General features: G+C 38.5%; 22 protein-coding genes and 1 pseudogene. 3 read left to right on the forward strand and 20 right to left on the reverse strand.

Annotated features, from left to right (window positions below; genetic code table 11):
• Positions 1-30: 30 nt before the first annotated feature.
• Together gyrA and NSB03_RS12005 are read left to right on the forward strand one after the other, a co-directional pair.
• A complete protein-coding gene (gyrA, locus tag NSB03_RS12000; RefSeq protein WP_024987703.1) occupies positions 31-2,610 on the forward strand; it encodes a DNA gyrase subunit A in 2,580 nt (859 codons plus the stop codon).
• Between the two features lie 32 nt (positions 2,611-2,642).
• Positions 2,643-3,857, forward strand: a complete 1,215-nt coding sequence (locus NSB03_RS12005) for a tetratricopeptide repeat protein (RefSeq protein WP_024987704.1) — start codon at positions 2,643-2,645, stop codon at positions 3,855-3,857.
• A gap of 229 nt (positions 3,858-4,086) precedes the next feature.
• On the opposite strand, the pseudogene NSB03_RS12010 reads toward NSB03_RS12005, so the two are convergent.
• The 19 genes and pseudogenes from NSB03_RS12010 to tsaD all read right to left on the reverse strand — a co-directional run.
• Positions 4,087-4,332, reverse strand: a pseudogene (locus NSB03_RS12010) (universal stress protein); the annotation flags it as partial.
• A 65-nt stretch (positions 4,333-4,397) separates the two neighbouring features.
• Entirely contained in the window at positions 4,398-4,688 is a 291-nt protein-coding gene (locus tag NSB03_RS12015) for a hypothetical protein (RefSeq protein ID WP_004295969.1), read from the reverse strand.
• Positions 4,689-4,813: 125 nt separating this feature from the next.
• Entirely contained in the window at positions 4,814-5,632 is an 819-nt protein-coding gene (locus tag NSB03_RS12020) for a tetratricopeptide repeat protein (RefSeq protein ID WP_024987706.1), read from the reverse strand.
• 18 nt (positions 5,633-5,650) lie between these two features.
• Positions 5,651-7,462, reverse strand: coding sequence for a BatD family protein (locus NSB03_RS12025; RefSeq protein ID WP_024987707.1), 1,812 nt, complete (start codon positions 7,460-7,462; stop codon positions 5,651-5,653).
• Between the two features lie 30 nt (positions 7,463-7,492).
• Positions 7,493-8,203, reverse strand: a complete 711-nt coding sequence (locus NSB03_RS12030) for a tetratricopeptide repeat protein (protein ID WP_024987708.1) — start codon at positions 8,201-8,203, stop codon at positions 7,493-7,495.
• An 8-nt stretch (positions 8,204-8,211) separates the two neighbouring features.
• Positions 8,212-9,240: a VWA domain-containing protein gene (locus NSB03_RS12035; RefSeq protein WP_024987709.1), complete on the reverse strand. Its 1,029-nt coding sequence runs from the start codon at positions 9,238-9,240 to the stop codon at positions 8,212-8,214.
• A gap of 46 nt (positions 9,241-9,286) precedes the next feature.
• Complete coding sequence (locus NSB03_RS12040) at positions 9,287-10,270, reverse strand: vWA domain-containing protein (RefSeq protein ID WP_024987710.1); 984 nt, start codon at positions 10,268-10,270, stop codon at positions 9,287-9,289.
• Between the two features lie 50 nt (positions 10,271-10,320).
• The gene (locus NSB03_RS12045) at positions 10,321-11,409 is read right to left on the reverse strand and encodes a membrane exported protein (RefSeq protein ID WP_024987711.1); all 1,089 of its coding nucleotides are present in this window, start codon (positions 11,407-11,409) and stop codon (positions 10,321-10,323) included.
• A complete protein-coding gene (locus NSB03_RS12050; RefSeq protein WP_024987712.1) occupies positions 11,409-12,278 on the reverse strand; it encodes a DUF58 domain-containing protein in 870 nt (289 codons plus the stop codon). Before NSB03_RS12050 ends, NSB03_RS12045 begins: the two co-directional genes overlap by 1 nt.
• An 86-nt stretch (positions 12,279-12,364) precedes the next feature.
• On the reverse strand, positions 12,365-13,360 hold the full coding sequence (locus tag NSB03_RS12055) for an AAA family ATPase (protein WP_024987713.1): 996 nt from the start codon (positions 13,358-13,360) through the stop codon (positions 12,365-12,367).
• Between the two features lie 236 nt (positions 13,361-13,596).
• Entirely contained in the window at positions 13,597-15,033 is a 1,437-nt protein-coding gene (locus NSB03_RS12060) for an HU family DNA-binding protein (RefSeq protein WP_024987714.1), read from the reverse strand.
• A 12-nt stretch (positions 15,034-15,045) separates the two neighbouring features.
• Complete coding sequence (locus tag NSB03_RS12065; protein WP_024987715.1) at positions 15,046-15,318, reverse strand: HU family DNA-binding protein; 273 nt, start codon at positions 15,316-15,318, stop codon at positions 15,046-15,048.
• Positions 15,311-16,621: a 30S ribosomal protein S12 methylthiotransferase RimO gene (rimO, locus tag NSB03_RS12070; protein ID WP_024987716.1), complete on the reverse strand. Its 1,311-nt coding sequence runs from the start codon at positions 16,619-16,621 to the stop codon at positions 15,311-15,313. The genes NSB03_RS12065 and rimO overlap by 8 nt, the downstream gene beginning before the upstream one ends.
• Positions 16,618-17,577 (reverse strand): signal recognition particle-docking protein FtsY, encoded by a 960-nt coding sequence (ftsY, locus tag NSB03_RS12075; RefSeq protein WP_024987717.1) that lies wholly within the window; start codon positions 17,575-17,577, stop codon positions 16,618-16,620. Before ftsY ends, rimO begins: the two co-directional genes overlap by 4 nt.
• 139 nt (positions 17,578-17,716) lie before the next feature.
• Entirely contained in the window at positions 17,717-17,875 is a 159-nt protein-coding gene (locus NSB03_RS12080; RefSeq protein WP_004295982.1) for a DUF4295 domain-containing protein, read from the reverse strand.
• A gap of 16 nt (positions 17,876-17,891) precedes the next feature.
• Complete coding sequence (rpmG, locus tag NSB03_RS12085; protein ID WP_002560155.1) at positions 17,892-18,080, reverse strand: 50S ribosomal protein L33; 189 nt, start codon at positions 18,078-18,080, stop codon at positions 17,892-17,894.
• A 21-nt stretch (positions 18,081-18,101) separates the two neighbouring features.
• On the reverse strand, positions 18,102-18,362 hold the full coding sequence (gene rpmB / locus NSB03_RS12090; protein WP_024987718.1) for a 50S ribosomal protein L28: 261 nt from the start codon (positions 18,360-18,362) through the stop codon (positions 18,102-18,104).
• 122 nt (positions 18,363-18,484) lie between these two features.
• On the reverse strand, positions 18,485-19,717 hold the full coding sequence (locus tag NSB03_RS12095) for a competence/damage-inducible protein A (RefSeq protein WP_121766346.1): 1,233 nt from the start codon (positions 19,715-19,717) through the stop codon (positions 18,485-18,487).
• Positions 19,718-19,767: 50 nt separating this feature from the next.
• On the reverse strand, positions 19,768-20,787 hold the full coding sequence (gene tsaD / locus NSB03_RS12100; protein WP_024987719.1) for a tRNA (adenosine(37)-N6)-threonylcarbamoyltransferase complex transferase subunit TsaD: 1,020 nt from the start codon (positions 20,785-20,787) through the stop codon (positions 19,768-19,770).
• Between the two features lie 200 nt (positions 20,788-20,987).
• On the opposite strand from tsaD, the gene NSB03_RS12105 reads away from it, so the two are divergent.
• Positions 20,988-25,433 (forward strand): translocation/assembly module TamB domain-containing protein, encoded by a 4,446-nt coding sequence (locus tag NSB03_RS12105; RefSeq protein ID WP_242358222.1) that lies wholly within the window; start codon positions 20,988-20,990, stop codon positions 25,431-25,433.
• Here the strand turns inward: NSB03_RS12105 and NSB03_RS12110 are convergent.
• A partial coding sequence (locus NSB03_RS12110) for a hypothetical protein (RefSeq protein WP_257466410.1) occupies positions 25,410-25,589 on the reverse strand: 180 nt, incomplete at its 5' end. The genes NSB03_RS12105 and NSB03_RS12110 overlap by 24 nt on opposite strands.

Raw genomic sequence — 25,589 nt, forward strand, 5'->3', positions numbered from 1 at the left:
CATAGAATGTATAATTAATAATCATTTTAAATGCTTGAACAAGACAGAATTATAAAGATTAACATCGAGGAGGAAATGAAGTCATCGTACATTGACTACTCCATGTCGGTCATAGTTTCACGTGCCCTTCCTGATGTTAGAGATGGATTTAAGCCCGTTCACCGTAGAATTTTATACGGAATGATGGAATTGGGTAATACTTCAGATAAACCTTATAAGAAATCAGCCAGAATTGTTGGTGAAGTGCTTGGTAAGTACCATCCACATGGCGATTCTTCTGTTTATCTTGCAATGGTACGTATGGCTCAGGAATGGGCAATGCGTTATCCTTTGGTGGATGGACAGGGTAACTTTGGTTCAGTAGATGGCGATAGCCCTGCTGCCATGCGTTATACTGAGGCTCGTCTTAATAAGTTAGGTGAAGCAATGATGGATGACTTGTATAAGGAAACAGTTGACTTCGAACCTAACTTTGATAATACCTTGGTTGAGCCTAAAGTAATGCCAACTCGTATTCCAAATCTTTTGGTAAATGGTGCGTCTGGTATTGCTGTCGGTATGGCAACCAATATGCCGCCTCATAATCTTTCTGAAGTGATCGATGCTTGTGACGCATATATTGATAATCCGGAAATTACAGTTGAAGAGTTGATGGAATTTGTTAAAGCTCCAGATTTTCCTACTGGTGGATATATATATGGTGTAAGCGGTGTACGTGAAGCATATATGACAGGTCGTGGACGTGTGGTTATGCGTGCGAAAGCTGAAATAGAAACCGGACAGACACATGATAAAATTGTAGTGACAGAGATTCCGTATAATGTGAACAAGGCAGAATTGATTAAATACATTGCTGACCTTGTGAATGATAAAAAAATAGAGGGTATCTCAAATGCGAATGATGAGTCTGACCGTGACGGTATGCGTATTGTTATTGACGTGAAACGTGATGCAAATGCCAGTGTAGTGTTGAATAAGCTCTATAAGATGACAGCTTTGCAGACATCTTTCGGTGTAAACAACGTTGCTCTGGTTCATGGACGTCCAAAGACTTTGAACCTGAGAGATTTAATTAAATATTTCATCGAACATAGACACGAGGTTGTTATTCGTCGCACTCAGTTTGAGCTCCGCAAAGCGAAAGAACGTGCACACATTCTTGAAGGTTTGATTATTGCCTCGGATAATATTGATGAGGTAATCCGTATTATTCGTGCTGCAAAAACACCCAACGATGCCATAGCGGGCTTGATAGAGCGTTTCAACCTGACGGAAATTCAGTCTCGCGCTATTGTAGAAATGCGTTTGCGCCAATTGACAGGTCTGATGCAGGAGCAGCTTCATGCAGAATACGAAGAAATAATGAAGCAGATTGCTTATTTGGAAAGTATCCTGGCAGATGATGAAGTGTGCCGCAAAGTGATGAAAGATGAATTACTGGAAGTAAAAGCAAAATATGGAGACGAACGTCGTTCTGAAATTGTTTATTCTTCAGAAGAATTTAATCCGGAAGACTTCTACGCTGACGATCAAATGATTATCACTATTTCTCATATGGGATATATTAAACGTACGCCATTGACTGAATTCCGTGCGCAAAATCGCGGTGGAGTAGGATCTAAGGGCACAGAAACCCGTGATGAGGACTTTGTAGAGCATATTTATCCGGCTACCATGCACAATACTATGATGTTCTTTACTCAAAAAGGTAAGTGCTATTGGCTAAAAGTATATGAAATACCTGAAGGAACGAAAAATTCTAAGGGGCGCGCTATCCAAAACTTGCTGAATATTGATTCTGATGATAATGTAACAGCATACTTGCGTGTGAAGAGTTTGGAAGATTCAGAATTTATTAATAGCCATTATGTATTGTTCTGTACAAAGAAAGGTGTGATAAAGAAAACACTGCTTGAACAGTATTCTCGTCCTCGTCAGAACGGTGTGAATGCTATTACTATTCGTGAGGATGATAGTGTAATCGAAGTTCGTATGACGAATGGAAACAATGAGATTATCATTGCTAACCGTAATGGTCGTGCGATTCGTTTCCATGAGGCAGCAGTCCGTGTAATGGGACGTACTGCAACAGGTGTACGTGGTGTTACATTGGATAACGATGGTCAGGATGAAGTCGTTGGAATGATTTGTATTAAAGATTTGGAAACAGAATCTGTAATGGTTGTTTCTGAACAGGGATATGGCAAACGTTCTGAAATCGAAGATTACCGTAAGACTAACCGTGGCGGTAAGGGGGTCAAGACCATAAATATCACTGAAAAAACTGGTAAACTGGTAACAATAAAGTCTGTAACAGACGAGAACGACTTGATGATTATCAACAAGTCTGGTATTACTATTCGTTTGAAAGTGGAAGATGTCCGTATCATGGGACGTGCTACTCAAGGTGTTCGTCTGATTAATCTTGAAAAACGTAACGACCAGATTGGTTCGGTATGTAAGGTTATGACTGAGAGTCTTGAAGATGAAATTCCGGCAGAAGAAGCAGAAGGTACTATTGTAAGTGACCAGAATGCAGATTTTCCTGATGCTGATATTGAAAATTCAGTGGACGTTAATGAAAATGAAAACAATAAAATTGAGGAATAGACATAATATTAATAATTAATCAAACAACAATCATGAAAAGAGTATTATTTTCAATGGTTTTATTGATGGCTGTTAGCTTCTCATTCGCTCAGATGAAGAATGTAAAAGAAGCAAAAAGTATTGCCAATGACGTAAAACCTAATTTTAAGCAGGCTGAACAGCTTATTAAGGAAGCTATGAAGAATCCTGAAACGAAGGATCTTGCTGACACATGGGACGTTGCTGGATTTATTCAGAAGCGTATCAACGAAGAGCAGATGAAAAATGCTTTTTTGAGAAAACCGTATGATACATTGAAAGTTTACAATAGTATTCTGAAAATGTATGAGTACTATACAAAATGTGATGATTTGGCACAAGTTCCCAATGAAAAGGGCAAAATCAAAAACAAATATCGTAAAGCAAACGCTTCTAGCATGTTGGCTGAACGTCCTAACTTGATTAATGGTGGGATCCAGTATTTCAATTTGGATAAGAATAAGGAAGCTCTGAAATTCTTTGCAACATATGTAGAATCAGCGTCTTATCCGATGTTGGCTGATAAAGAAATTGCTAAAACCGACACTCTGCTTCCGCAAATAGCTTATTATGCAACATTGGCTGCTGATAGAGTAGGTGATAAAGATGCAATCATTAAATATGCCCCCGCAGCTTTGGCTGATAAAGATGGTGGTAAATTTGCAATGCAGTTAATGGCTGATGCTTATAAGACTAAGGGAGATACAGCAGCATGGATTAAGTCTTTGGAAGAAGGTATCCTTAAATTCCCAGGAAACGATTATTTCTTTGCAAACTTGGTTGACTATTATAATAGTTCTAATCAAGCCTCTAAAGCAATGGAATTTGCTGATAGAATGTTATCTAATGATCCTAATAACAAGTTGTATTTGTATGTTAAAGCATACCTTTATCATAATATGAAAGAGTATGATAATGCTATCGAATACTACAAGAAAGCCATTGCTGCTGATCCTGAGTATACAGAAGCATATTCAAACGTAGGTTTAGTATATTTGATGAAAGCACAGGATTATGCTGATAAAGCTACAACAGATATCAATGATCCTAAGTATGCTGAAGCGCAAGCTGTAGTGAAGAAATTCTATGAAGAAGCTAAACCTTTCTATGAAAAAGCTAGAGCTTTAAAACCTGATCAACAAGACCTTTGGTTGCAAGGTCTTTATCGAGTTTATTATAACTTGAATATGGGACCAGAATTTGAAGAAATTGATAAGTTGATGAAATAATCATTTTCTCAAAATTAAAATAAAAAGAAGGTTACTTGCGAGTGGCCTTCTTTTTATTTTATAAAGTTTATAAAGGTGTGCTGAGTTAGAATGGTAAATAAACAAGAAAAGGAGCAAAGTTTTAATTTACCCCTCTTGTTTATTAAACATAATAATGATTATTCCCTAATCGTGAATGCCTTTTTTATATCTCATTTGATCTTAGGGCTTAATAACAAGTAATGGCGTATTTGGACTCAGTAAGATGTATCAAAGATACTGAAAAATGAAATGATTTCCAAGTATTGAAGAATGTTTCAAATGCAATTAAGTCCCTTTGATCGAAGTTGGTTATAAAAGCAATATGTTTAACCTCGCTAAACTGTTTGAATGGTGTATTCTCAGGAATAGCCAACACTGTAGTACGGCTTCTATCGATAACTTCGGCAGTTACACTACCAATCAAGTCAATATCTTTTTGATCCTTTCCTCGAGTTTTGTAAGGTGAACAAATAAGAAATCCCAATTGTTTGTTCAATTGGGATTCGGTTTTGCTATATTTTAAACTTGCACAGATTCGGTAGCCTGTTCTTTTTGCATACTCATGTTCAATTCATCTAATATCTTTAAAGCCCGATCAAGAACGGTCGTATCATCCAGCATTACCAGTCCACCGTCCGGACCAGGCTCAAGATGTATTCCGACACTTTTTCCCTCCTTGAAATTATGACCACCGAAAAAGTTTCGCACAGTGTCTACATGCAAACCAAGTTCGTCTGCTATTCTATGCATGCTACCGCTAGGCAATGAATCTTTAATCTTACGAAGTTCATTAAATGTTATTGTTCTCATGTCTCGTAAATTTAATGGTTAATACTATGTGATTTTTATCACGCTATAAACTTAAGCAAAAAAAAAGATAAAACAAATTATTTGCTTATCTTTTTTTCTTGAATTTATAAAATCTATCATTAAGCTTATATTACCTCAATAGCAGAAGCGGGTATCCATCCTACTTTTCCGTCCTCTAAGCGGATTTCTTTCCATTCTTTCATTGAGTTATCCTTGATACTTACTTTTCTTCCTTCATGGAGAATAAATAGACTAGTACCACTTTCACTCGGAGTGCTTCTGACTGTGATACTAGGATTCATTATTATCGCTTCATTCCGGTTTATTAAGTGTTCTTTTTGCTCTGAAGCAAAAAGATTGGCGCATATGGTAATAATCAAAAAGATGATTCCTGATATGAAACCTGCTTTCTTCCATGTAATCCGTTTTGAGAATATGAAGAAATAGAGAGCGACAATTAATAAAATAAAGGAAATAATTCCCCATGTCGCCCATGCATCTACGCTCATGCTATTTATCAAAGACTTAGTCCAGGAGACAAAGAATACTTCTGGAATAGGTTCTACTTTATCTATTGTTTTAGTACGTGCTACTTCAAGGTTAGCGCGAATGTCATTATTGCCTGGTTGTAATAGTAAGGCACGTTCATAATTGAGTACTGCTTTTGCTATTTCTCCAATTTTATAATAACTATTTCCTAAGTTATAATAAACGTCAGCAGCCTCTCCATTCTTTAGTAGGGTCTCATATACTTGAATGGCTGCAGCATAATCCTCTTTTATATATGCGGAGTCCCCTTCAGCTTTTGTAACATCTCCTGATGCATTAATGGTAGAACCTGTATGGATAGAATCGTTTACTTGTATAGAATCAATGTTTTGTGAATCCTGTCCAAAACAAGTCATTGACATTGATATTAATATAAGAAATAATATTTTTTTCATAACAAAATCTCTTCTAGGTTAATGTTTTATTGAATTCTCCATTTTGCTTATCACTTCTATTGAAGATGAATAAACCTTGTCCATAGCTTGATTTTCATCACCAGGAGCAAAACGGGCAAACTCACATTCATTCAGTGCATTCAAGAATTCTTTGATAAGTTCTTCATTCACTCCATGATTTCTCAGTTTTTCTTCGATATTATCCTTAGATAAACGAGATACCGGAATATTTAACTTATCGCTAATATATCCCCATAATGCCTTTAATACTTCATCATAAAAAGCATCTTTCTTGTTTTCTGAAAGTAGTTTACCAGCTAATTTCATTCGCTTGGTAGCAACTTTATTGGCTTTCTTTGTCCGTACTTTAGCAATATTGGCATTTTCCGTCTTGCGATAAATGAAAAAGAAGATAACAAATGCAAGAGCCGGAATAATGTAGAATAACCAATAGGTTGTCGAACCATAGAAAAAGCTTCCTCTAGGTTGAAGAGATACCTCATTCTGCTTGATGTAACGTATATCTTCTCCCAATACCTTCAAATCTTCTTTATTGGTAAAGTTTGCAATCACTTGATCAGCATTTCCTGCACCTTTCCCAACGTTCACTACATACTCTTCCGTTTTCAAAGTTTTGTATGATTTGGAACGAATATCGAAGTAACTGAAAGAAACTCCCGGAATCTTATATGTTCCGGCATGTCTAGGGATTGCCAAGTACTCAATAACTTTATTGCCAGTAAGCCCTTCCCGGGACAATCTAACTTGATTATCTACTTTAGGATCGTATACTTCGAAGTCATCCGGAATTTTTATTTCTGGGTTGGAAATCAATTTCAAGTTTCCCGTACCGGAAATAACCAGTTTAATTGTAATAGCATCATTAGTTTTCAACTCTTTGCTATTGATAGAGGACGAAATAGTAAACTCTCCCACTCCTCCTGCAAAGTCTGCTGGTTTGCCGGCTGGAAGCGGATTGACGTTTATCGCTATTTTAGGGGTAGCGATAGATTTCTTTATCTCAATTACACTACTCCCGCCATTAAAAAATGCATCAAAAGGATCGGCCGATTGTACCGGTTTTCCTACTGTCATCTGAAATTGAGCTGGGTCTATATAAAGTTTACCTGATTGCTGTGGAAAAAGAACAAATTGACGGTAAACTGTTGTATAGTAGTTACGCCCCTGATAATGTTCCGGAGTCCATTTGGCATTTGTTGTCATTTCAATTTCCTGTGAATGGAAACCTTTGAAATCGGGGAGTTTAGCATTGTTAAGCTGCAAATTAGATTCTCTAGTGTATATTTTATATGTCAGGACAAATGCTTCCTGCTCAAATACATTGGTCTTGCTGGCACTTGCCGTGATAAACAAGTCCTGATTAGAAACACTTGTACTAGACGAGGAATGCGCAGAAGAATTTTGTGTACTATTGTTGCTTTGATCCTGCGGTAATACTTTAATCCTTACAGAGTTTGATACCATTTGATTGCCATCTGCTACAATAGAAGCACCACCAATTGTATAATCACCGGCAGTGTTTGCCATTAATATATATGTAAATGTGATGCTACTGGTAGATGTAACACTACCATTTATAATTTGAGTACTACTTTGCTGTGACCGACTTGGTCCCATTAGTACATCGAATCCCTTGATCGACGGAGCCTGAAAGTCTTTCACTTTCTGTGTGCTTACGGTATAAGACAGCCTAAATTGATCGCCTACCACCACTGCGTCAGGAGCAGAAGCAGTAAAAGACACCTTGTCGGCCAACGCCTGAGTGCTATATGCTATCAATGCCATCAATATAATAATCAGTTTTCTCATTGCTTATGAAATTTATATCATCACTTTATATTACCAATCTTTTTCTAAACGACCACCTTGCATAACTTTCTGTTGCTTTTTAACTTTATCCTGCACGTCTTTTTCATCCTGCATCACAGAATTCAGTAATTGTTCAGCATTTTCCTTCGACATCTGGTTGTTTTGTTTTTCAGATTTTGGCGGTTGTTGCTGATCTTTCTTTTCATCTTGCTTCTGATCGTTCTGTTTATCTTTATTTTGATCTTGCTTTTGTTGATCTTTGTTTTGATCTTGATTTTGGTCTTGATTCTGTTGGTTCTGCTGCTGGTCTTTCAGCATTTTTTGTGCAAGAGCTAGGTTGTATCGTGTTTCATCATCTGTAGGGTTATTGCGTAACGACATTTTATACGCATCTACAGCTTTGGCATAATCTTTACCAGCTTGGAGGAGCACTCCCATATTGTGGTAAATATGAGCCAGTTTCATTTTATCTTTTTCTATATTGCTAGCCGAAACATACTGTTCCATGGCATCCTGAAATTTTTGCTGTTGCGAAAGCGTATTTCCTAAATTATACATGGATACTGTAGATTTGGGATTTACTTCCAAGGCTTTTCGATAGTTCACCTCTGCATCTACAAATATACTGTCATTAAACAGCCGATTCCCTTTACGGATATAATCGCGTTCTGCTTTCTGAGCTGAAACAGCGACTGCTGACAACAGAAACACAACGAATAGAATATATTTACTTTTTAACATGCGCATAACTATTTCTTATTAGAAAACAGATGAACGTTCTTAAATAAAGGATTTTTACGATCCAAAATTAATATTTCTACTAAAAGCAATAACAAAATAATCCAGGCTATTGCTTGGAATTGTTCGTTAAACTCTGTGTAGACTTTTGACTCTACATCAGATTTTGCCATTTTGTTTACTTCCTGATTAATAGCTTTCTGTGCCGAATTAGAATTATCAACTCGTACATATATGCCTTTTCCTTCTTTGGCAATCTCCTGGCACATCGCTTCATTTAAACGGGTAACAATAACATTACCTTCCCGGTCACGCCGATAATCATTTGTACCTTCAGCTGGTATAGGAGATCCTTCAGGCATACCTACTCCTAATACATTTACTTGGATGCCTTTTTCTGCAGCAGCTTTAGCAGCTTCTACTGCACCGCCTTCATGATTTTCACCATCAGTAATGACAATAATTGCACGCCCTACTCCTTCTTGGGGAGTGAAACTACGAGTTGCCAAATTAATAGCTTCCCCAATCGCTGTTCCTTGCTTAGATATTAATGAGGGGTTTATAGATTCCAAAAACATCTTAGCAGAAATATAATCACTGGTAATTGGCAGTTGGGTAAAAGCATCACCGGCGAAAACTATCATGCCGACTTTATCATTATCAAGTTCATCTACCAATCTGGATATCAATCTTTTTGCTTTTTCCAAACGACTTGGTTGTACATCTTGGGCAAGCATAGAGTTTGAAATGTCTAATGCGATGATTACTTCCACTCCTTTACGCTTCACCGTTTCTAGTTTAGAACCAAATTGAGGACGTGCTAATAATACAGAGAATAAGCCAATGGCAACGAAAAGTATCCAGAATTTAATATTTGGACGATATTTGGAAACGTCAGGCATTAACTGAGCCAGCAAAGCCGGGTCTCCAAAACGGCGAATATTCTTCCTTCTTTTGTAATTAGAATACAGGTAGAAAGCTGCTAAAAATGGTAATAGCAGCAATAAATATAAATATGTAGGTTCTCCAAATCGAAACATCTTCTTTACTATTTTACGATTGACAAATTACAATTGACAAACCACCTTATGGAATTTTCTTGAGTATCGAATTACGTAGCAATACTTCTAGCAAAACGCAAAGGAAAGCAGCCAATGCAAACCAATGGTACTCTTCATCCCGCTTACTATACTCTTTTACATTCAGTTTGGTTTTCTCCAGTTTATCAATTTCCTCATACACTTCTTTCAGTTTCGAATTACTCGTAGCTCGGAAATAGTTACCATCTGTGGTGCCAGCGATTTGCGTCAATGTTTTTTCATCGATTTCTACCGGCATACTGACATATTGTATAGTATTTCCGACCGGATAAGGATAAGGTGCCATTCCATTAGTTCCTACTCCAATGGTATATACACGAATACCGAAGCTTTTAGCAATTTCTGCTGCTGTCATGGGAGAAATATCCCCTTTGTTGTTGGTACCATCCGTTAGTAAAATGATAACTTTTGATTTCGCTTTGCTATCTTTCAAACGGGTTACAGCATTCGCTATCCCCATCCCCACTGCAGTACCATCTTCGATAAGACCACATTTAATATTATGAATCATATCCAATAATACAGCATGATCTACAGTCAATGGGCATTGAGTGAAAGTTTCACCGGCAAATAATGTAATCCCGATATTATCATTTGGACGTCCATTAATAAACTCTGCTGCCACATCTTTGGCAGCTTCCAACCTGTTAGGTTTCAAGTCTTCGGCCAGCATACTAGTGGAGACGTCGATAGCCAGCATAATATCAATACCTTCTATCTCGCTGTTTTGCCACTTATTAGTCGTTTGTGGGCGTGCAAGAACCAAAATAACTAATACCAACGCTATGATGCGTAGTAGAAATGGAGCATGCAACAAATAGTTCTTATAACTTTTCGGAGTATGTGCATATACTCTGGCATCCGAAATTTGAAGAGTGGCTTCACTTTTTCTTTGCTTCAGAATATACCATACAATATAAGGTATAAGTAATAATAGCAAAAACAGATATTCAATATTGGCAAAAACCATTTTATTTATGATTTAACAGTTTACTATTTAGTATTCAAGTAACACATTCTTTATACAAAAAGATTGTATATCTGCATACCTATATATATAAAAGTACCAATCAATGCTACTGATAAAAGCGTAATTCCGCAAATCAGCATTACTTTAACACGTAAAGAGCGTTTTTCAATGATGGTAATTTCTGTTGGCTGCGGTTTCTTATTTTCCTCTTCCGGTTGCTTAGTCTCGTTGATAAAGTCAATGGCATTAATTAAATTTGCGTCATTTTCATTCATTTGAGGATCATGTTTGGCAAATTTCACTAAATCGGCAGTCTGAAAGAGCCCCTTCAAATCGAATATAGCCTCTTTATCATTCATTTCCAGTAGTTTATCAATAATCTCAGAAGAAGTCATTTCCAATGCATTAAATCCGAAACGATCCTTGATATATGTACGAAGGGTATCAGTTAGTTCTGTGTAATATTCCTTCGGCCGTCCTTTCTGCCATACCTTTTCGGTTTTGATGCGCTCTATCTCTTTCATAGCAGCCTGATGTGGCGGCAACTTAGGTTCAACTTTTATCTTGCGGATAATTGGTTTATTATCACGGATGCGGACAATAAGATAAATCAGCAAACTTAGCAGAGGTAAAGCTAAAAATGAACAAGCAATCAAGCCATGCCAGTCTTCCCATGCAAAAGGTGCTTTCATTACAGTTTTCTGTCCAAAGAATTGGTCTGGATGCAATGTATCGACCGGTATGGAATATACTTTCAATGCCAAAGCTTTAGAACTGTACTCTTTACCGTCTACAGTAACAGGCATCGGTGGCAAATAATATAAAGCCGAGTCAAAAGAAGTGATAACATATTCCTGAGTAATCAACATTCGTTGACGATCATTCAAGAATTGAGTATCAGGTTTGACAGTTTCTATAATTTCCACCCCCCTTACTAAAGTATCGGTATAAGCTGGAAAGATAGCACGCTGCTTGGCGTCCATGGCTACTTGCAATTGTACTTTCGCCTGTTCACCAATCAGTATTTGCAGTGAATCTATCTTTGCTTCCACTGTGACAGATTGTGCAGTTACTTTGCCGATAGATAGTAAACCTAATAATGCTATCAGAATAATATTTCTATTCATATTTGATTTCATTAATTTCGTTTGGCAAATAAGTTCAACAATGCCTTCACGTAATCCTGGTCAGTTCTGACAGACACAGAATCTACATTACTTTTGGTAAATGTATCATTCAGTTCAGCTTGCTTCTGTATCCACCAGTCGTGATGCGCACGGCGTACAGCTTTAGAAGAAGTATCGATCCATTGCTCATGACCAGTTTCTGCGTCTTTTATCCGCATTAATCCAACAGGCGGAAGATCACTAACTCTCCGGTCGTAAACTTGTAATGCTACTACATCATGCTTCCGGTTAGCTATAGTCAATGCATTTTTAAAACTTTCCTGGTCAATGAAATCTGATAGAATGAACGCGGTACAACGCCTTTTCATTACATTAGTCAAGTACTCCAATGCAAGGCGTATATTGGTGCGACGACTTTCCGGTTGAAAATCAATCAGTTCACGGATAATATACAGAATATGTTTACGTCCCTTTTTAGGAGGGATAAACTTCTCTATCCGGTCTGAAAAGAAAATCACACCGATCTTGTCATTATTCTGTATGGCAGAAAAAGCGAGTGTAGCAGCAATTTCCGTTACCATATCTTTCTTTAGCTGTTTGACAGTACCAAATTCCAAACTTCCGGAAACATCAACCATCAACATAACTGTCAACTCCCGTTCCTCTTCAAACACTTTTACGTAGGGTTTGTTAAAACGCGCAGTCACATTCCAGTCTATGTCACGTATATCATCGCCAAACTGATATTCCCGGACTTCCGAGAATGACATACCCCTACCCTTAAAAGCCGAGTGATACTGGCCTGCAAAGATATTATTAGACAATCCTCGTGTCTTGATTTCAATCTGACGAACTTTTTTTAGTATTTCACTTGTTTCCATTTATACAGTAGTTAAGTAGTAAGTAGCTAAGTAGTCAAGCGTATTATAATACCATGATTACTTATTGACTGTATTATAACTACAAATTAGGGTACTTCAACCTTATTCAGAATTTTACTGATAATTTCGTCCGAAGTCATATTGTTAGCTTCCGCTTCATATGTCAATCCGATACGATGACGAAGAACATCATGCGCAACGGCACGTACATCTTCTGGGATTACATAACCGCGACGTTTGATGAAAGCATATGTACGGGCAGCTAGAGCCAAGTTGATAGAAGCACGAGGCGAACCACCAAATCCGATCATATCTTTTAATTCTTTGAGGTCATATTTTTCTGGAAAACGAGTCGCAAATACAATATCTACTATATAGCGCTCAATTTTCTCATCCAAATATACCTGACGAACCACCTTGCGTGCTTCAATAATCTCATCAGCTTTCAGAATAGGTTTCACATTGTTTTTTTCTCCATTGATATTCTGGCGGATAATCAATTTTTCCTCTTCCAACTTCGGATAGTCGATAACAACTTTCAGCATGAAACGGTCGACCTGTGCTTCAGGAAGCGGATAAGTACCTTCTTGTTCAATAGGGTTTTGGGTTGCTAATACAAGGAAAGGTTCTGGTAACACAAACGTTTCCTTACCAATAGTAACCTGACGTTCCTGCATAGCTTCCAGCAAAGCACTCTGTACCTTAGCCGGAGCACGGTTTATTTCATCGGCTAATACAAAGTTTGCGAAAATAGGTCCTCTTTGTACTTTGAAAGATTCATCTTTCTGACTGTAAACCATTGTACCGATAACATCGGCAGGCAATAAGTCTGGTGTGAATTGGATACGGCTATATTTCGCATCAATCAGAGAAGCGAGTGTTTTGATTGCCAGAGTTTTTGCCAAACCTGGTACACCTTCCAGAAGAACGTGACCATCGGAAAGTAATCCGATAAGCAGTGATTCAACCAAATGTTTCTGACCAACAATGATTTGGTCCATACCTGTCGTAAGATTGGTAACGAAAGCACTTTGTCTTTCAATCCGCTCATTTAGCTCGCGGATATCAATTGATTCAGCCATAAATACTTAATATTTTAATATTTAATTCCCATTATTTAATGTAAGCCTCACTTGTATTATAGGGCTTTTTATTTTGCTCCCAAAAGTACGCCATATAATTAACGATTGCAACTAATTTTTATTAAAAAACAATGCGAAATCTTTAGATTAAGGTACTTTCATACGCTTTTGCACATCCATAACATTTTACCCGGTCAATACAGGATTTGCTTGACCGGGTGAATGAATTTTTATACTTATTCTTTAGCAAGTTCCGGTATCTGAATCGTTGTACCGTATGGTACATTATTAGGATTCTTGATAACGCCCGGATTATGTTTCACGATGTACGGCCACATCGCTTTTGTACCATAAAACCGCAAAGAGACTCTTGTTAAAGTTTCACCCTCTTTGATTGTGTATTTGGTTTTAGTTCCTATTATCTTATAGGATGCCGAATCCGAATAAGTAGAAGCTAAAGGTTGTTGCACAGCTTTATTTTCTGTTTTAGCTGGGGTAGTCACCTCTTCTTTTTTTGCAACAGGTTGTGAAGTTACAACAGTTTTAGATATATCGGGCGTTACTTTTTTTATTGTATCTTTATACTCGATTGTATCAGAAAGTTGTGCTTCAGGCTGGACCGATTGGGTTGTTACAGGTGGCATGTCAAAAGTACTCTTATCGGATGAAGAAGAAAATAAATCCGGATAATAAATGAATAGGATAACGCCACCACATAGCAACAAAACAAGGATAATAACAACAATCAAGTAGGGTACAGGTGATTTTTCCTTTGTTTCCTTTGCAGGAGTCTTCTTCTCAGAGCTTGGGACAACAGCTTGTGCCGGCTTAACAGGAATTGTATTCTCCTCTTTAGGCAGTACTATAGGTATTTCAGGTTTCAGATTTGCTTTCAGAAGTTCCTGTTCAGTTATCTGTTCAGCCGTAATTCTTTCTTTCTCTTTTACCGGTTGTTCCGGCTGTTGATATTGCTCAATAATAGGATTCTCTTCATTATCAAATTCCTTTTGCTCTACTTTTTCTTCCTTGTTCGTTTCAGACAACGGCTGTACTTTCAATTGTTGTTCAACCGTTTCTTCTGTGGTTGTAGTTTCGGTAACAATCGGTTCTCCAACCACAACTTCTGCTTCAACAAACTGTTCTGCTGTTTGCTCTTCCTGGATTATATTTGCTTCTTTGGAAGAATCTTCTTCTTTGGCAGCCGGAGTTTCTTCTATAATAAGATTAGGAGTGTTTTCTTGAATTTCCTTTTTATTGTTATCTTCCACTATTGGGACCAGAATTTCCTCGCTTGCTTCTTCTTCCTCTTCCTCTTCCGTTTCTTCTACCGGGGTATCCTCTAGTATTGTATTTTCATTCAATACAACAGTCTCAAAATGCGCAAAAGGTTTGTTTATTGTATCCCTCAGATTTGCATCCGGAGAAAATGACACCTTTGTATACCCTTTTATCTGAAAACGTTCACCAGTGTTGATCTTGACACTTTCCCGGCTATCTACATCAATAAGTTTGAAAGTTCCCAATCCTTTGATTTTTACAGTCTTCTCGCTCTCCAAGGCTTGTTCTATCAAGAGAAAAAACTCTTTTACGAACGCCTCGGCATCCTTCTTGGTCATGCTATGTTTGGCAGCCAATAAGTCAGTAAGGTCTTGAATTGTTAGTCTTTCATTCATAACGGGAGATATTTATTTAAACTTATCTTTCAGGGTATTGCTAGGTTTATAAGACAACACCAACTTGGGCGGCACCAATATGCGTTGTTTACTTGTCAAATTGATTGAAATACGTTCCGTTTTCTTTTTTACTTCAAAAGAGCCGAATCCCTGTATGACAATCATATTACCTTCTTCCAATTTTTGTGTCATGTCCGACAATAAAGAACCTATTAATTCAGAAGTGTCCTTAATGGTGTACCCCAATCTCTCTGCTAGTTCAGATGTAAATTCCTTATTATTCATAGTCATTTATTATCTTTGCGTACAAATCGAAATCGTCTGCATCTGTCACTTTTACTTGATAAAACTTTCCAATTTCAAGCTCTTCCTCCGACCGATTAATCAAAACTTCCGGATCTACTTCCGGAGAATCGAATTCAGTTCTTCCGATATAGTAATCCCCCTCCAGCCGGTCGATGATGACTTTCATCTGTTTGCCGATTTTTTTTGCACTCAATTCTGCCGAAATCCCCTGCTGGATATCCATTAATTCATCAAGTCGGGCTTGTTTCACTTCTTGTGGAATAGTATCCTTGTAGGCTTCTGCGGCGTAAGTACCTTCTTCCTCAGAATAAGCAAAGGCTCCCATTCTATCGAAATGCACTTTACGCACAAATTCCTTCAATTCCTCAAAATCTTCCTCTGTTTCCCCAGGATGCCCAACCATTAAAGTCGTTCGCAGGTGAATGCTCGGTACTTCTTTGCGAAATTGCTCAATCAGTTTGTAAGTATCTTCTTTAGTAACTTGTCGGCGCATCAATTTCAACATATTATCGCTGATATGCTGAAGAGCGATATCCATATATTTACATACATTATTGCGCTCACGCATTACTCGGAACAAATCTGCGGGAAAGTGTGCCGGATATGCATAATGCAGGCGAATCCACTCCACTCCCGGTATATCCGAAATGCGTTCTATCAGTTCGGGAAGCATTTGTTTCTTATAGCGGTCAATGCCATAATAAGTCAATTCTTGGGCAATCACTTGAAACTCTTTCACGCCTTGTGATACCAAATATCGAACCTCGTCCAGAATTTCTTCTATAGGTTTGGAAATATGACGTCCCGTAATAATCGGAATAGCACAATAAGAGCATTTGCGGTCGCATCCTTCTGAGATTTTCAGATAAGCATAATGCTTGGGCGTAGTCAGTGTCCTCTCAATATACAATTCATCATGGTATGTTTTTCCTAAATCCAGCAATAACTCTTTCCAGTTGAATTTGCCGTAGAATTTATCCACCTGAGGTATTTCAATCGCCAATTCTTTAAGATAACGTTCGGAAAGGCATCCCATAACAAACAACTTCTTCAATTCACCTTCCTCTTTTCTTTCGGCAAATTCCAGAATCATCTTGATAGACTCCTCTTTGGCATCACCGATAAAGCCACATGTATTGATAACGGCTATTTCTCCTTGGGGATTTTCCGTGTCATGGGTTACGCTGTACCCCACTTCCTCCAACTGGCGCATCAGTTGTTCTGAATCTACCAGATTTTTGGAGCATCCTAAAGTTATGATATCAATTTTTTTTCTTTTCATGCATTCTCTCCAAACAAGGAATCTACAAATTCGTTTTTACGGAATACCTGTAAGTCCTCCATACCTTCGCCTAGTCCAATGTATTTGACAGGGATTTTGAACTGATCGGAAATACCAATCACAACACCGCCTTTTGCTGTGCCGTCTAGCTTTGTGATAGCCATTGCGGTCACTTCTGTTGCCAAAGTAAATTGTTTTGCCTGTTCGAAAGCATTCTGGCCGGTAGATCCATCCAATACCAACAGGACTTCATCCGGTGCATCGGGGACTACTTTTTTCATAACATTTTTTATCTTTGTCAATTCGTTCATTAATCCGACTTTATTATGAAGTCGTCCGGCTGTATCAATGATAACAATATCAGCATTGTTGGCAACAGCGGAGCTAAGCGTGTCATATGCTACGGATGCAGGATCAGCCCCCATTTTCTGTTTGATAACCGGCACTCCTACCCGTTCTCCCCAAATCATAAGTTGCTCTACTGCAGCTGCACGGAAAGTATCGGCAGCCCCCAAATAAACGGATTTACCTGCCTTTTTAAACTGATATGCCAATTTGCCGATTGTCGTAGTCTTACCTACTCCATTTACTCCCACTACCATAATCACATAAGGCTTTCTTTGGATGGGTACGTCGAAGTCAGCTACATCATCTGAATTATTTTCGGTTAATAGGGCGGCTATTTCGTCACGCAATATATGATTCAGTTCTTGGGTATTCACATATTTGTCATTAGCAGCACGTTTCTCTATGCGCTTGATTATGTTCAGAGTGGTTTCTACACCTACGTCAGATGTGATCAGCACTTCTTCGAGATTATCCAATACTTCGTCATCTACCTTTGACTTACCAGCCACGGCACGAGCTATTTTACTAAATACGCTCTCTTTGGTTTTAGATAATCCTTTATCTAAAGTTTCCTTCTTTTCCTTTGAAAAAAAACTAAAAAATCCCATATTTACGGTTGTTTGTATAATACATTATGCTACAAAGATATAACAAAGGATTGAAAAAGTAAAAAAAGAAGCAATAAAAAATCCTCCCATTGATAAACAATGAGAGGATTTTGGATTTATAGCGTGTATGCTATTTCAATTATTTTTTGAAAAAGTCCTGTACTTTTTCGTTCGGCACCATTTGTTCATCAAAAACGTATGCTCCGGTTTTCGGAGATTTTACCATTTTGATAACCTTGGTATAAGCACGACCTTCTTTAGAACCTTCGTGCAAACTTGCTACTGTTTTCTTTGCCATGGGTTATACTTCTTTATTATTTAATTTCCTTATGTACTGTAACTCTCTTCAGAATCGGGTTGTATTTCTTCAACTCAAGTCTTTCTGTAGTATTCTTTCTATTCTTAGTCGTGATATAACGAGATGTTCCCGGCATTCCACTGTCTTTGTGTTCTGTACATTCCAGAATCACCTGTACTCTGTTACCTTTTGCTTTCTTTGCCATTGTAAGTTTTCTCCTCTACGTTTAGCCGATTACTTTAATGCTTTTCCAATCACAGAAACCTTTAGCCACAGCTTCGGTCAGCGCGGCATCCAGCCCTTTTTTGTTGATAATACGCAGCCCGTTAGCGCAAATACTAAGGCTGATCCAACAATCCTGTTCTACATAATAGAACTTTTTGTTAAACAAGTTCAAATCAAAGGTTCTTTTAGTTCTTCTCTTTGAGTGTGAAACATTGTTGCCAATCATGGCTTTCTTTCCGGTAATTTGACAAATCTTCGACATTTCTATCTTATTTTTATAGTTTTATATCTATACTTATTTCAAACAGGACGCAAAGTAAGCACTTTTATCCATATAAAACAAGGATTTCTTAAAATAATTCACTTATAAGCAGCTATTTTTCTTTATTTGAGTAAATCCCGAAGCATTAGTAGCGCATTATTGCCTGCTCTTTCAATATTCATGGCTCTTCCGCGATTCGTTTCTTGCTTGTAAGTACGAATTTCGTTTTTATAACCAGCAGCTATCCAAATAGTCCCCACGGGTTTATCCGGAGTGCCGCCACCCGGGCCGGCTATTCCCGATGTCGCGACAGCACAGTCGGTTTTTAATGCTTTCATCGCGCCTTTTGCCATTTCAATCACAGTCTTTTCACTTACAGCGCCATAGCGTTCCAATGTTTCGGAAGCCACGTGTAGAAGTCCTGTTTTTACGTCATTAGAGTAAGCTACCACACTACCATTAAAATATTCCGAGCTTCCGGCGATGGATGTCAATCGTGCGGCAATGCTTCCACCGGTACAACTTTCTGCGGTGGAAACGGTCAATTTTTTCTTTTTCAAAAGTTCGCCTACGATAATCTCCAACGGTGTGTCTTCCTCACAAAAAATGTCTTCACCCAATATCTCCTCTAGTTTTACTTTTTCACGGTCAAGAAGGGTTTTTATCTCTTCTCTTTTTTGTCCGCGTCCGGTCAGCCTCAAGCGAATGATTCCAAGTTTGGGCAGATATGCCAATTTAACACATTCCGGCAAAGCATTTTCCCAAGGCTCTAATTTTTCCGCCAGCACTGATTCCGGATAATTCTGCACAAGGAAAGTTTGGTGGATGATTACGTCTGTGTGAAATCTTTCGTGCAACTTAGGCAATACGCTTTCAGTCATGACGACAGTCATTTCCTGCGGGACTCCCGGCATGGAAACAAGTACCTTTCCATCCCTTTCAAACCAACTGACAGAGGCGCTTCCCACAGGATTGTTGATTACCGTGCAGTCTTTAGGAACCATCGCCTGGCTTTTATTGAGTGCGTTCATTGGAATTTTTCCCGCCAATACTCGTTTTACATTTTCGAATACTTCTTCACTGAATATCAGTTCTGTATGAAAGAACTTGCAAAGAGTTTGTTTGGTTATATCATCCTTAGTAGGCCCAAGTCCTCCGGTCACTAAAACGATATTTACCCTTTTCATCGCATTGTCAATCGCTTCCAGAATCTCTTCCTCCCGATCGCGGATTGAAACGACACGAAGAACTTCAATACCTATTTTGTTCAATTCCTGCCCCATCCAGGCGGAATTAGTATCGATGACCTGCCCAATCAACAGTTCATCACCAATAGTTACAATCTCAGCAAACATATTTTCCTGCTCTATTTTAATATATATTATAATAGGTATGCGAAAACAACTTATAGTGTAACGCGAGAATAAGCTGGAAGATCAATGGAGCAGAAATCTTTATCCAAATATTTGAAATATCCAGTAATGGCAATCATGGCTGCATTGTCAGTCGTGTAGCTGAATTTGGGGATAAATATGTTCCAACCATATTTATCAGCATGTTCCCGGAACGAATTACGCAACCCATTGTTTGCAGAAACTCCTCCTGCTACTGCCACTTCTTTAATTTTATATTCTTTGGCTGCTTTCCTCAACTTATCCATTAGAATGTCTACAACCGTTGCTTCCAGCGATGCCGCCAAATCCACTTTGTGGTGTTCGATGAAATCAGGATCCTCTTTCATCCAATCGCGCAATGAATACAGAAATGAAGTTTTCAGCCCGCTAAAACTATAATCCAAACCTGGGATATGCGGTTTGCTGAATGTGAAAGCTTTCGGATTCCCCTGACGTGCCAACTTATCAATAATTGGACCGCCCGGATAGCCTAATCCCATAATCTTCGAACATTTATCAATCGCCTCACCTGCAGCGTCATCAATCGTCTGACCAAGAATTTCCATATCATTATATGCTTTTACCAATATAATTTGTGAGTTTCCACCGGACACTAACAGACAAAGGAACGGGAACCGGGGTTGTTTATTATCCTCTCCTTTTACTTTAACAAAATGCGCTAAAACATGACCTGTCAGATGGTTAACATCAATCAAAGGAATATTTAATGAACGTGCGAATCCTTTAGCAAAAGAGACACCGACAAGCAAAGAGCCCATTAAACCCGGTCCGCGGGTGAAAGCTACAGCACTCAATTCTTCTTTGGTAATGCCGGCACGTTTTAATGCTTCGTGTACTACCGGTACAATGTTTTGTTGGTGTGCCCGTGAAGCCAGTTCGGGTACTACTCCACCGTATGCTTCGTGTACGGCTTGACTTGATACCACATTTGACAGCAGATAACCATCCTTGATAACGGCTGCCGATGTATCATCACAAGAGGATTCAATTCCTAATATTATTGCACTCATAAGTATTTAAACTATTAAACGGTGCAAAAGTAATCATAAAACTACGATTCATAACGAACTATTTTATATTTTTGTTCGCAAAATAAAAGTAATCGCTTATCAGAACGCTGAAAAAAACTGTACGCTGGGTAGTCGGTATTGTACTGGGAGTATATATAGGGGCTATTATCTTGCTGAATATACCAAATATTCAGCAAGCAATGAGTTCATTTATAGCAAAAGAACTTACTGAAGTTTTGGGAACAAAAGTCATGATCGGCAGAATTAATATTGGATTGCTGAACCGTATTATCATTGACGATGTATTGCTTGACGATCAAAGCGGACAGGAAATGCTCAAAGTCACCCGTCTGTCTGCCAAATTTGATATAATGCCTTTCTTTAAAGGAAAGATTTCCATCAGCAGTGTCCAGCTTTTCGGATTCAATATCAGTCTTCAAAAAGATACTCCGGATTCTCCGCCTAATTTTAAGTTTGTCCTGGATGCTTTTGCGTCTAAGGATACTGTGAAGAAAGAGAGTTCACTTGATTTGCGTATCAATTCGATTTTAATTCGTCGTGGTCGGATGACCTATCATGTGCTTTCGGAAGAGGAAACGCCGGGAAAGTTTAATGCAAAACATGTCCAGCTTCAAAATATCATTGCTAATATTTCTTTGAAAGCATTGAGCAAGGACTCCATGAATTTAGGAATCAAACGATTGAGCCTTGATGAGAAGGCATCGGGATTCTCTTTAAAGAAGTTGAGCTTGAAATTGGTTGCCAATAATAAACAGACCAATATTGACAATTTTGTTATCGAACTGCCTGAAACTTCCTTAAAGATGGATACCATACATTTGGTATATGATAGCCTGCAAGCTTTCAATCACTTTGCGGAGCAGGTTCGTTTTTCTTTCCGCACACTACCGTCGCAAGTTACGTTAAAAGATATTTCGGCATTTGTACCCGTTTTGTCGCATTTCAAGGAATCGCTAGCTTTGGATATGGAAGTGAAAGGTACGGTCGACCAGTTGACTTGCTCGCGTTTGGAAATTACAGCAGACGACCGCCAATTTCGCCTTAGAGGAGATGTGTCGCTTCAGGACTTGTCACATCCACAGGATGCATATGTATATGGCACTCTTTCCGAACTTTCAGCCAATACTCGTGGTGTCGGTTTTTTGGTACGCAATTTGAACCAAAATTATAATGGAGTTCCTCCTGTCCTTGAACGATTGGGTGATGTTAACTTCCGGGGGGAAATTTCCGGGTATTTTACAGACCTGGTCACATATGGACAATTGCGTACTAGTTTGGGAAATGTAAAGACTGACTTGAAGTTAAGTACGGATAAGAGTAAAGGACTATTTGCTTACTCCGGTGCGGTAAAAACAGAAGATTTTAAACTTGGGGAGCTATTGGCTAATGAGCAGTTGGGAGAAATCACGTTCAATCTCGATGTGCATAGCCGGCACATTACAGACCGACTTCCAGTTGTTGAATTAAAAGGATTGATTGCCTCTATAGATTATAGCAGATATAGATATGAGAATATAACGCTGGATGGCGAATATAAACGAGGCGGATTTAATGGTAAGATCGCATTGGATGACCCGAATGGTTCCATTTATTTGAATGGAGACGTTAATGTCGCTTCCAAAGTTCCGACCTTTAATTTTCTTGCGGTAATTGACAAGGTGCGGCCAAATGACCTGAATCTTACTACCAAGTATCCGGATTCGGAATTTTCCTTGAAATTGAAAGCCAATTTTACGGGTGGGGCTGTGGATGAGATGATTGGAGAAATTAATGTAGACAGTTTGAGGTTCACAGCTCCGGATAAAAAGTATTTCATGAAAAATATGAATATTCGGGCAACAAGGCAAAATAACGAGAATCAACTACGACTGACTTCCGAGTTTCTGACAGCAAGCGTAGAAGGAAAATTCCAATACCATACGCTGCCTACCAGTATTCTGAATATCATGAGGAAGTATACTCCTTCTCTGATATTGCCCCCCAAAAAGCCGATTGAAACACATAATAATTTTCTGTTTGATATTCATATATATAATACAGATATCTTATCTACTATTTTTGATATTCCACTAACAGTATATACTCATTCTACTTTGAAAGGGTATTTTAATGATCCTATGCAGCGTTTGCGCGTGGAAGGATATTTTCCGCGTTTGCAATATAAGAATAACTATATAGAGTCTGGTATGATTCTATGTGAAAATCCGGCAGACCATATTTGTGCGCGGGTTCGTTTAACCAGTTTGAAAAAGAAAGGAGCAGTGAATCTTTCATTGGATGCGCAAGCGAAAGACGATAATGTCAGTACGACTTTGAATTGGGGGAACAGTGCGGCAGTAACATATAGCGGACAATTGGCTGCCGTAGCCAAATTCTTGCGTACCGAAGGAGAAAAGCCGCTGTTGAAAGCAATGGTGGATGTGAAGCCAACAGATATTATTTTAAATGATACCCTTTGGAAGGTTCATCCCTCGCAAGTCATAGTAGACTCAGGAAAGGTTGACGTGAATAATTTCTATTTTAGTCATCAGGATCGCTATGTGCGTATCAACGGGCGTCTCTCCGATAATCCCCAAGATACGGTTAAAGTCGATTTGAAGGACATTAATATGGGATATGTATTTGATATTGCAAGTATCTCTGATGATGTAAACTTTGAAGGTGACGCTACGGGAACAGCTTACGCAAGCGGTGTGCTAAAAAAGCCTGTAATGAATACTCGCTTGTTCGTGAAGAATTTCTCTCTTAACGAAGGACGTTTGGGCGACCTGGATATATATGGTGAATGGGATAATGAAAATAGAGGTATTCGCCTGGATGCATCTATTCAAGACATAACTCCTGCCCCATCACGTGTCACCGGTATTATTTACCCGTTAAAACCTGAGAGTGGACTTGACTTGAATATTGAAGCGAATGGACTGAACTTGAAGTTTCTTGAATATTATATGAAGTCTATTGCTACCGATATAAAAGGTCGGGGAACTGGAAAGGTACATTTCTATGGAAAATTCAAGGGATTGAATTTGGATGGTGCAGTCATGACGGACGCTTCCATGAAATTTGATATATTGAATACTCATTTTGCAGTTAAGGATACGATTCACCTAGCTCCTACCGGATTGACATTTAATAATATGTATATCTCTGATATGGAAGGGCATACCGGGAGAATAAATGGATATTTGCATTTTCAACATTTTAAGAACTTGAATTATCGTTTTGAGATACAAGCTAATAATATGCTTGTGATGAATACGAAGGAGTCTCCCGATATGCCTTTCTATGGTACGGTATATGGTACGGGCAATGTATTGCTTTCCGGAAATGCTGTTCAAGGATTGGAAGTAAATGCTGCCATGACTACCAACCGGAATACAATCTTCACCTATATAAATGGTAGTGTAGCATCGGCTACCAGCAATCAGTTTATTAAGTTTGTGGATAAAACTCCCCGTCGCACAATTCAAGATTCTGTTCAAATCATCTCTTACTATGACCAGATACAGCAGAAACGCCAGGCGGAGACAGAGGAACAAGAGACCGATATCCGTTTGAATATACTGGTGGATGCAACACCCGATGCTACTATGCGAATTATCATGGATCCGGTTGCCGGAGATTATATCAGTGGAAGGGGTACAGGAAATATCCGGACTGAATTCTATAATAAAGGCGATGTGAAGATGTTCGGTAATTATAGAATTACTCAAGGGATATATAAGTTTAGTTTGCAAGAAGTCATTCGCAAGGATTTTGTGATCAAAGATGGAAGTACGATAACTTTCAATGGTACTCCTTTGGATGCCAATATGGATATACAAGCCTCATATACTGTAAACTCCGCTTCTTTGAATGATTTGATACCCGATGCTTCGGTCATTATACAACAACCTAATGTGCGGGTAAATTGTATTATGAATCTAAGTGGAATATTGGTACGCCCGACTATTAAACTAGGTATCGAACTTCCGAATGAAAGAGATGAGGTGCAGACATTGGTACGCAATTATATCAGTACGGAAGAGCAGATGAACATGCAGATTCTTTATTTGTTAGGTATCGGTAAGTTCTATACAGAAGATGCCCGGAATAATAATCAAAATTCCAATGTGATGTCATCGGTACTTTCTTCTACCCTTTCCGGTCAGCTAAACAACGCCTTATCACAGGTTTTTGAAACAAATAATTGGAATATTGGAACAAACTTGAGTACGGGGGATAAAGGTTGGACGGATATGGAAGTGGAAGGTATTTTGTCCGGTCAATTATTGAATAACAGATTGTTGATTAATGGAAACTTCGGCTATCGGGACAATCCTATGGCGAATACGAATTTTGTTGGGGACTTTGAAGCGGAATGGCTGATTAACCGCTCGGGAGATATTCGTTTAAAAGCGTATAATGAAACGAATGATCGTTACTATACGAAAACGAACTTGACTACACAAGGCGTAGGTATTATGTATAAGAAAGATTTCAATAAATGGAGCGATCTGTTCTTTTGGAATAAATGGAAGCTACGCAATAAACGGAAACTGGAAGAAAAGAACAAACAACAGACAGATAGTATCGGAAATGATAATGCAGCAAAGTCAGAATTAAAAAGGCTGCGTGCGCAGTGATTTTTTCATTTCTCTTTGAGTTTGTATGAAAGTTTGGAAAAAAGACGTTAAATAAGAATCAGATTCTTGTTGAATGAAAGAGGGTGTGTCGAAACGATGCATCCTCTTTTTTGTATAAACAAAGCCCCGACTTTCCCAAGCCAGGGCTTTGTCATG

Origin of the sequence: Bacteroides acidifaciens (assembly GCF_024623065.1) — a bacterium.
Lineage (GTDB): Bacteria > Bacteroidota > Bacteroidia > Bacteroidales > Bacteroidaceae > Bacteroides > Bacteroides acidifaciens.

Bases quoted from the DNA above. Each gene is read 5' to 3' on its own strand.
- rpmB (WP_024987718.1), bottom strand. From the start codon at position 18,362: ATGTCGAAGATTTGTCAAATTACCGGAAAGAAAGCCATGATTGGCAAC.
- NSB03_RS12030 (WP_024987708.1), bottom strand. From the start codon at position 8,203: ATGTTAAAAAGTAAATATATTCTATTCGTTGTGTTTCTGTTGTCAGCA.
- NSB03_RS12060 (WP_024987714.1), bottom strand. From the start codon at position 15,033: ATGAATGAAAGACTAACAATTCAAGACCTTACTGACTTATTGGCTGCC.
- NSB03_RS12105 (WP_242358222.1), top strand. From the start codon at position 20,988: ATGAGTTCATTTATAGCAAAAGAACTTACTGAAGTTTTGGGAACAAAA.
- NSB03_RS12080 (WP_004295982.1), bottom strand. From the start codon at position 17,875: ATGGCAAAGAAAACAGTAGCAAGTTTGCACGAAGGTTCTAAAGAAGGT.
- NSB03_RS12050 (WP_024987712.1), bottom strand. From the start codon at position 12,278: ATGGAAACAAGTGAAATACTAAAAAAAGTTCGTCAGATTGAAATCAAG.
- NSB03_RS12055 (WP_024987713.1), bottom strand. From the start codon at position 13,360: ATGGCTGAATCAATTGATATCCGCGAGCTAAATGAGCGGATTGAAAGA.
- rpmG (WP_002560155.1), bottom strand. From the start codon at position 18,080: ATGGCAAAGAAAGCAAAAGGTAACAGAGTACAGGTGATTCTGGAATGT.
- tsaD (WP_024987719.1), bottom strand. From the start codon at position 20,787: ATGAGTGCAATAATATTAGGAATTGAATCCTCTTGTGATGATACATCG.
- NSB03_RS12035 (WP_024987709.1), bottom strand. From the start codon at position 9,240: ATGTTTCGATTTGGAGAACCTACATATTTATATTTATTGCTGCTATTA.
- NSB03_RS12095 (WP_121766346.1), bottom strand. From the start codon at position 19,717: ATGTTTGCTGAGATTGTAACTATTGGTGATGAACTGTTGATTGGGCAG.
- NSB03_RS12005 (WP_024987704.1), top strand. From the start codon at position 2,643: ATGAAAAGAGTATTATTTTCAATGGTTTTATTGATGGCTGTTAGCTTC.
- NSB03_RS12015 (WP_004295969.1), bottom strand. From the start codon at position 4,688: ATGAGAACAATAACATTTAATGAACTTCGTAAGATTAAAGATTCATTG.
- NSB03_RS12045 (WP_024987711.1), bottom strand. From the start codon at position 11,409: ATGAAATCAAATATGAATAGAAATATTATTCTGATAGCATTATTAGGT.
- NSB03_RS12025 (WP_024987707.1), bottom strand. From the start codon at position 7,462: ATGAGAAAACTGATTATTATATTGATGGCATTGATAGCATATAGCACT.
- NSB03_RS12065 (WP_024987715.1), bottom strand. From the start codon at position 15,318: ATGAATAATAAGGAATTTACATCTGAACTAGCAGAGAGATTGGGGTAC.
- ftsY (WP_024987717.1), bottom strand. From the start codon at position 17,577: ATGGGATTTTTTAGTTTTTTTTCAAAGGAAAAGAAGGAAACTTTAGAT.
- NSB03_RS12040 (WP_024987710.1), bottom strand. From the start codon at position 10,270: ATGGTTTTTGCCAATATTGAATATCTGTTTTTGCTATTATTACTTATA.
- NSB03_RS12020 (WP_024987706.1), bottom strand. From the start codon at position 5,632: ATGAAAAAAATATTATTTCTTATATTAATATCAATGTCAATGACTTGT.
- rimO (WP_024987716.1), bottom strand. From the start codon at position 16,621: ATGAAAAGAAAAAAAATTGATATCATAACTTTAGGATGCTCCAAAAAT.
- gyrA (WP_024987703.1), top strand. From the start codon at position 31: ATGCTTGAACAAGACAGAATTATAAAGATTAACATCGAGGAGGAAATG.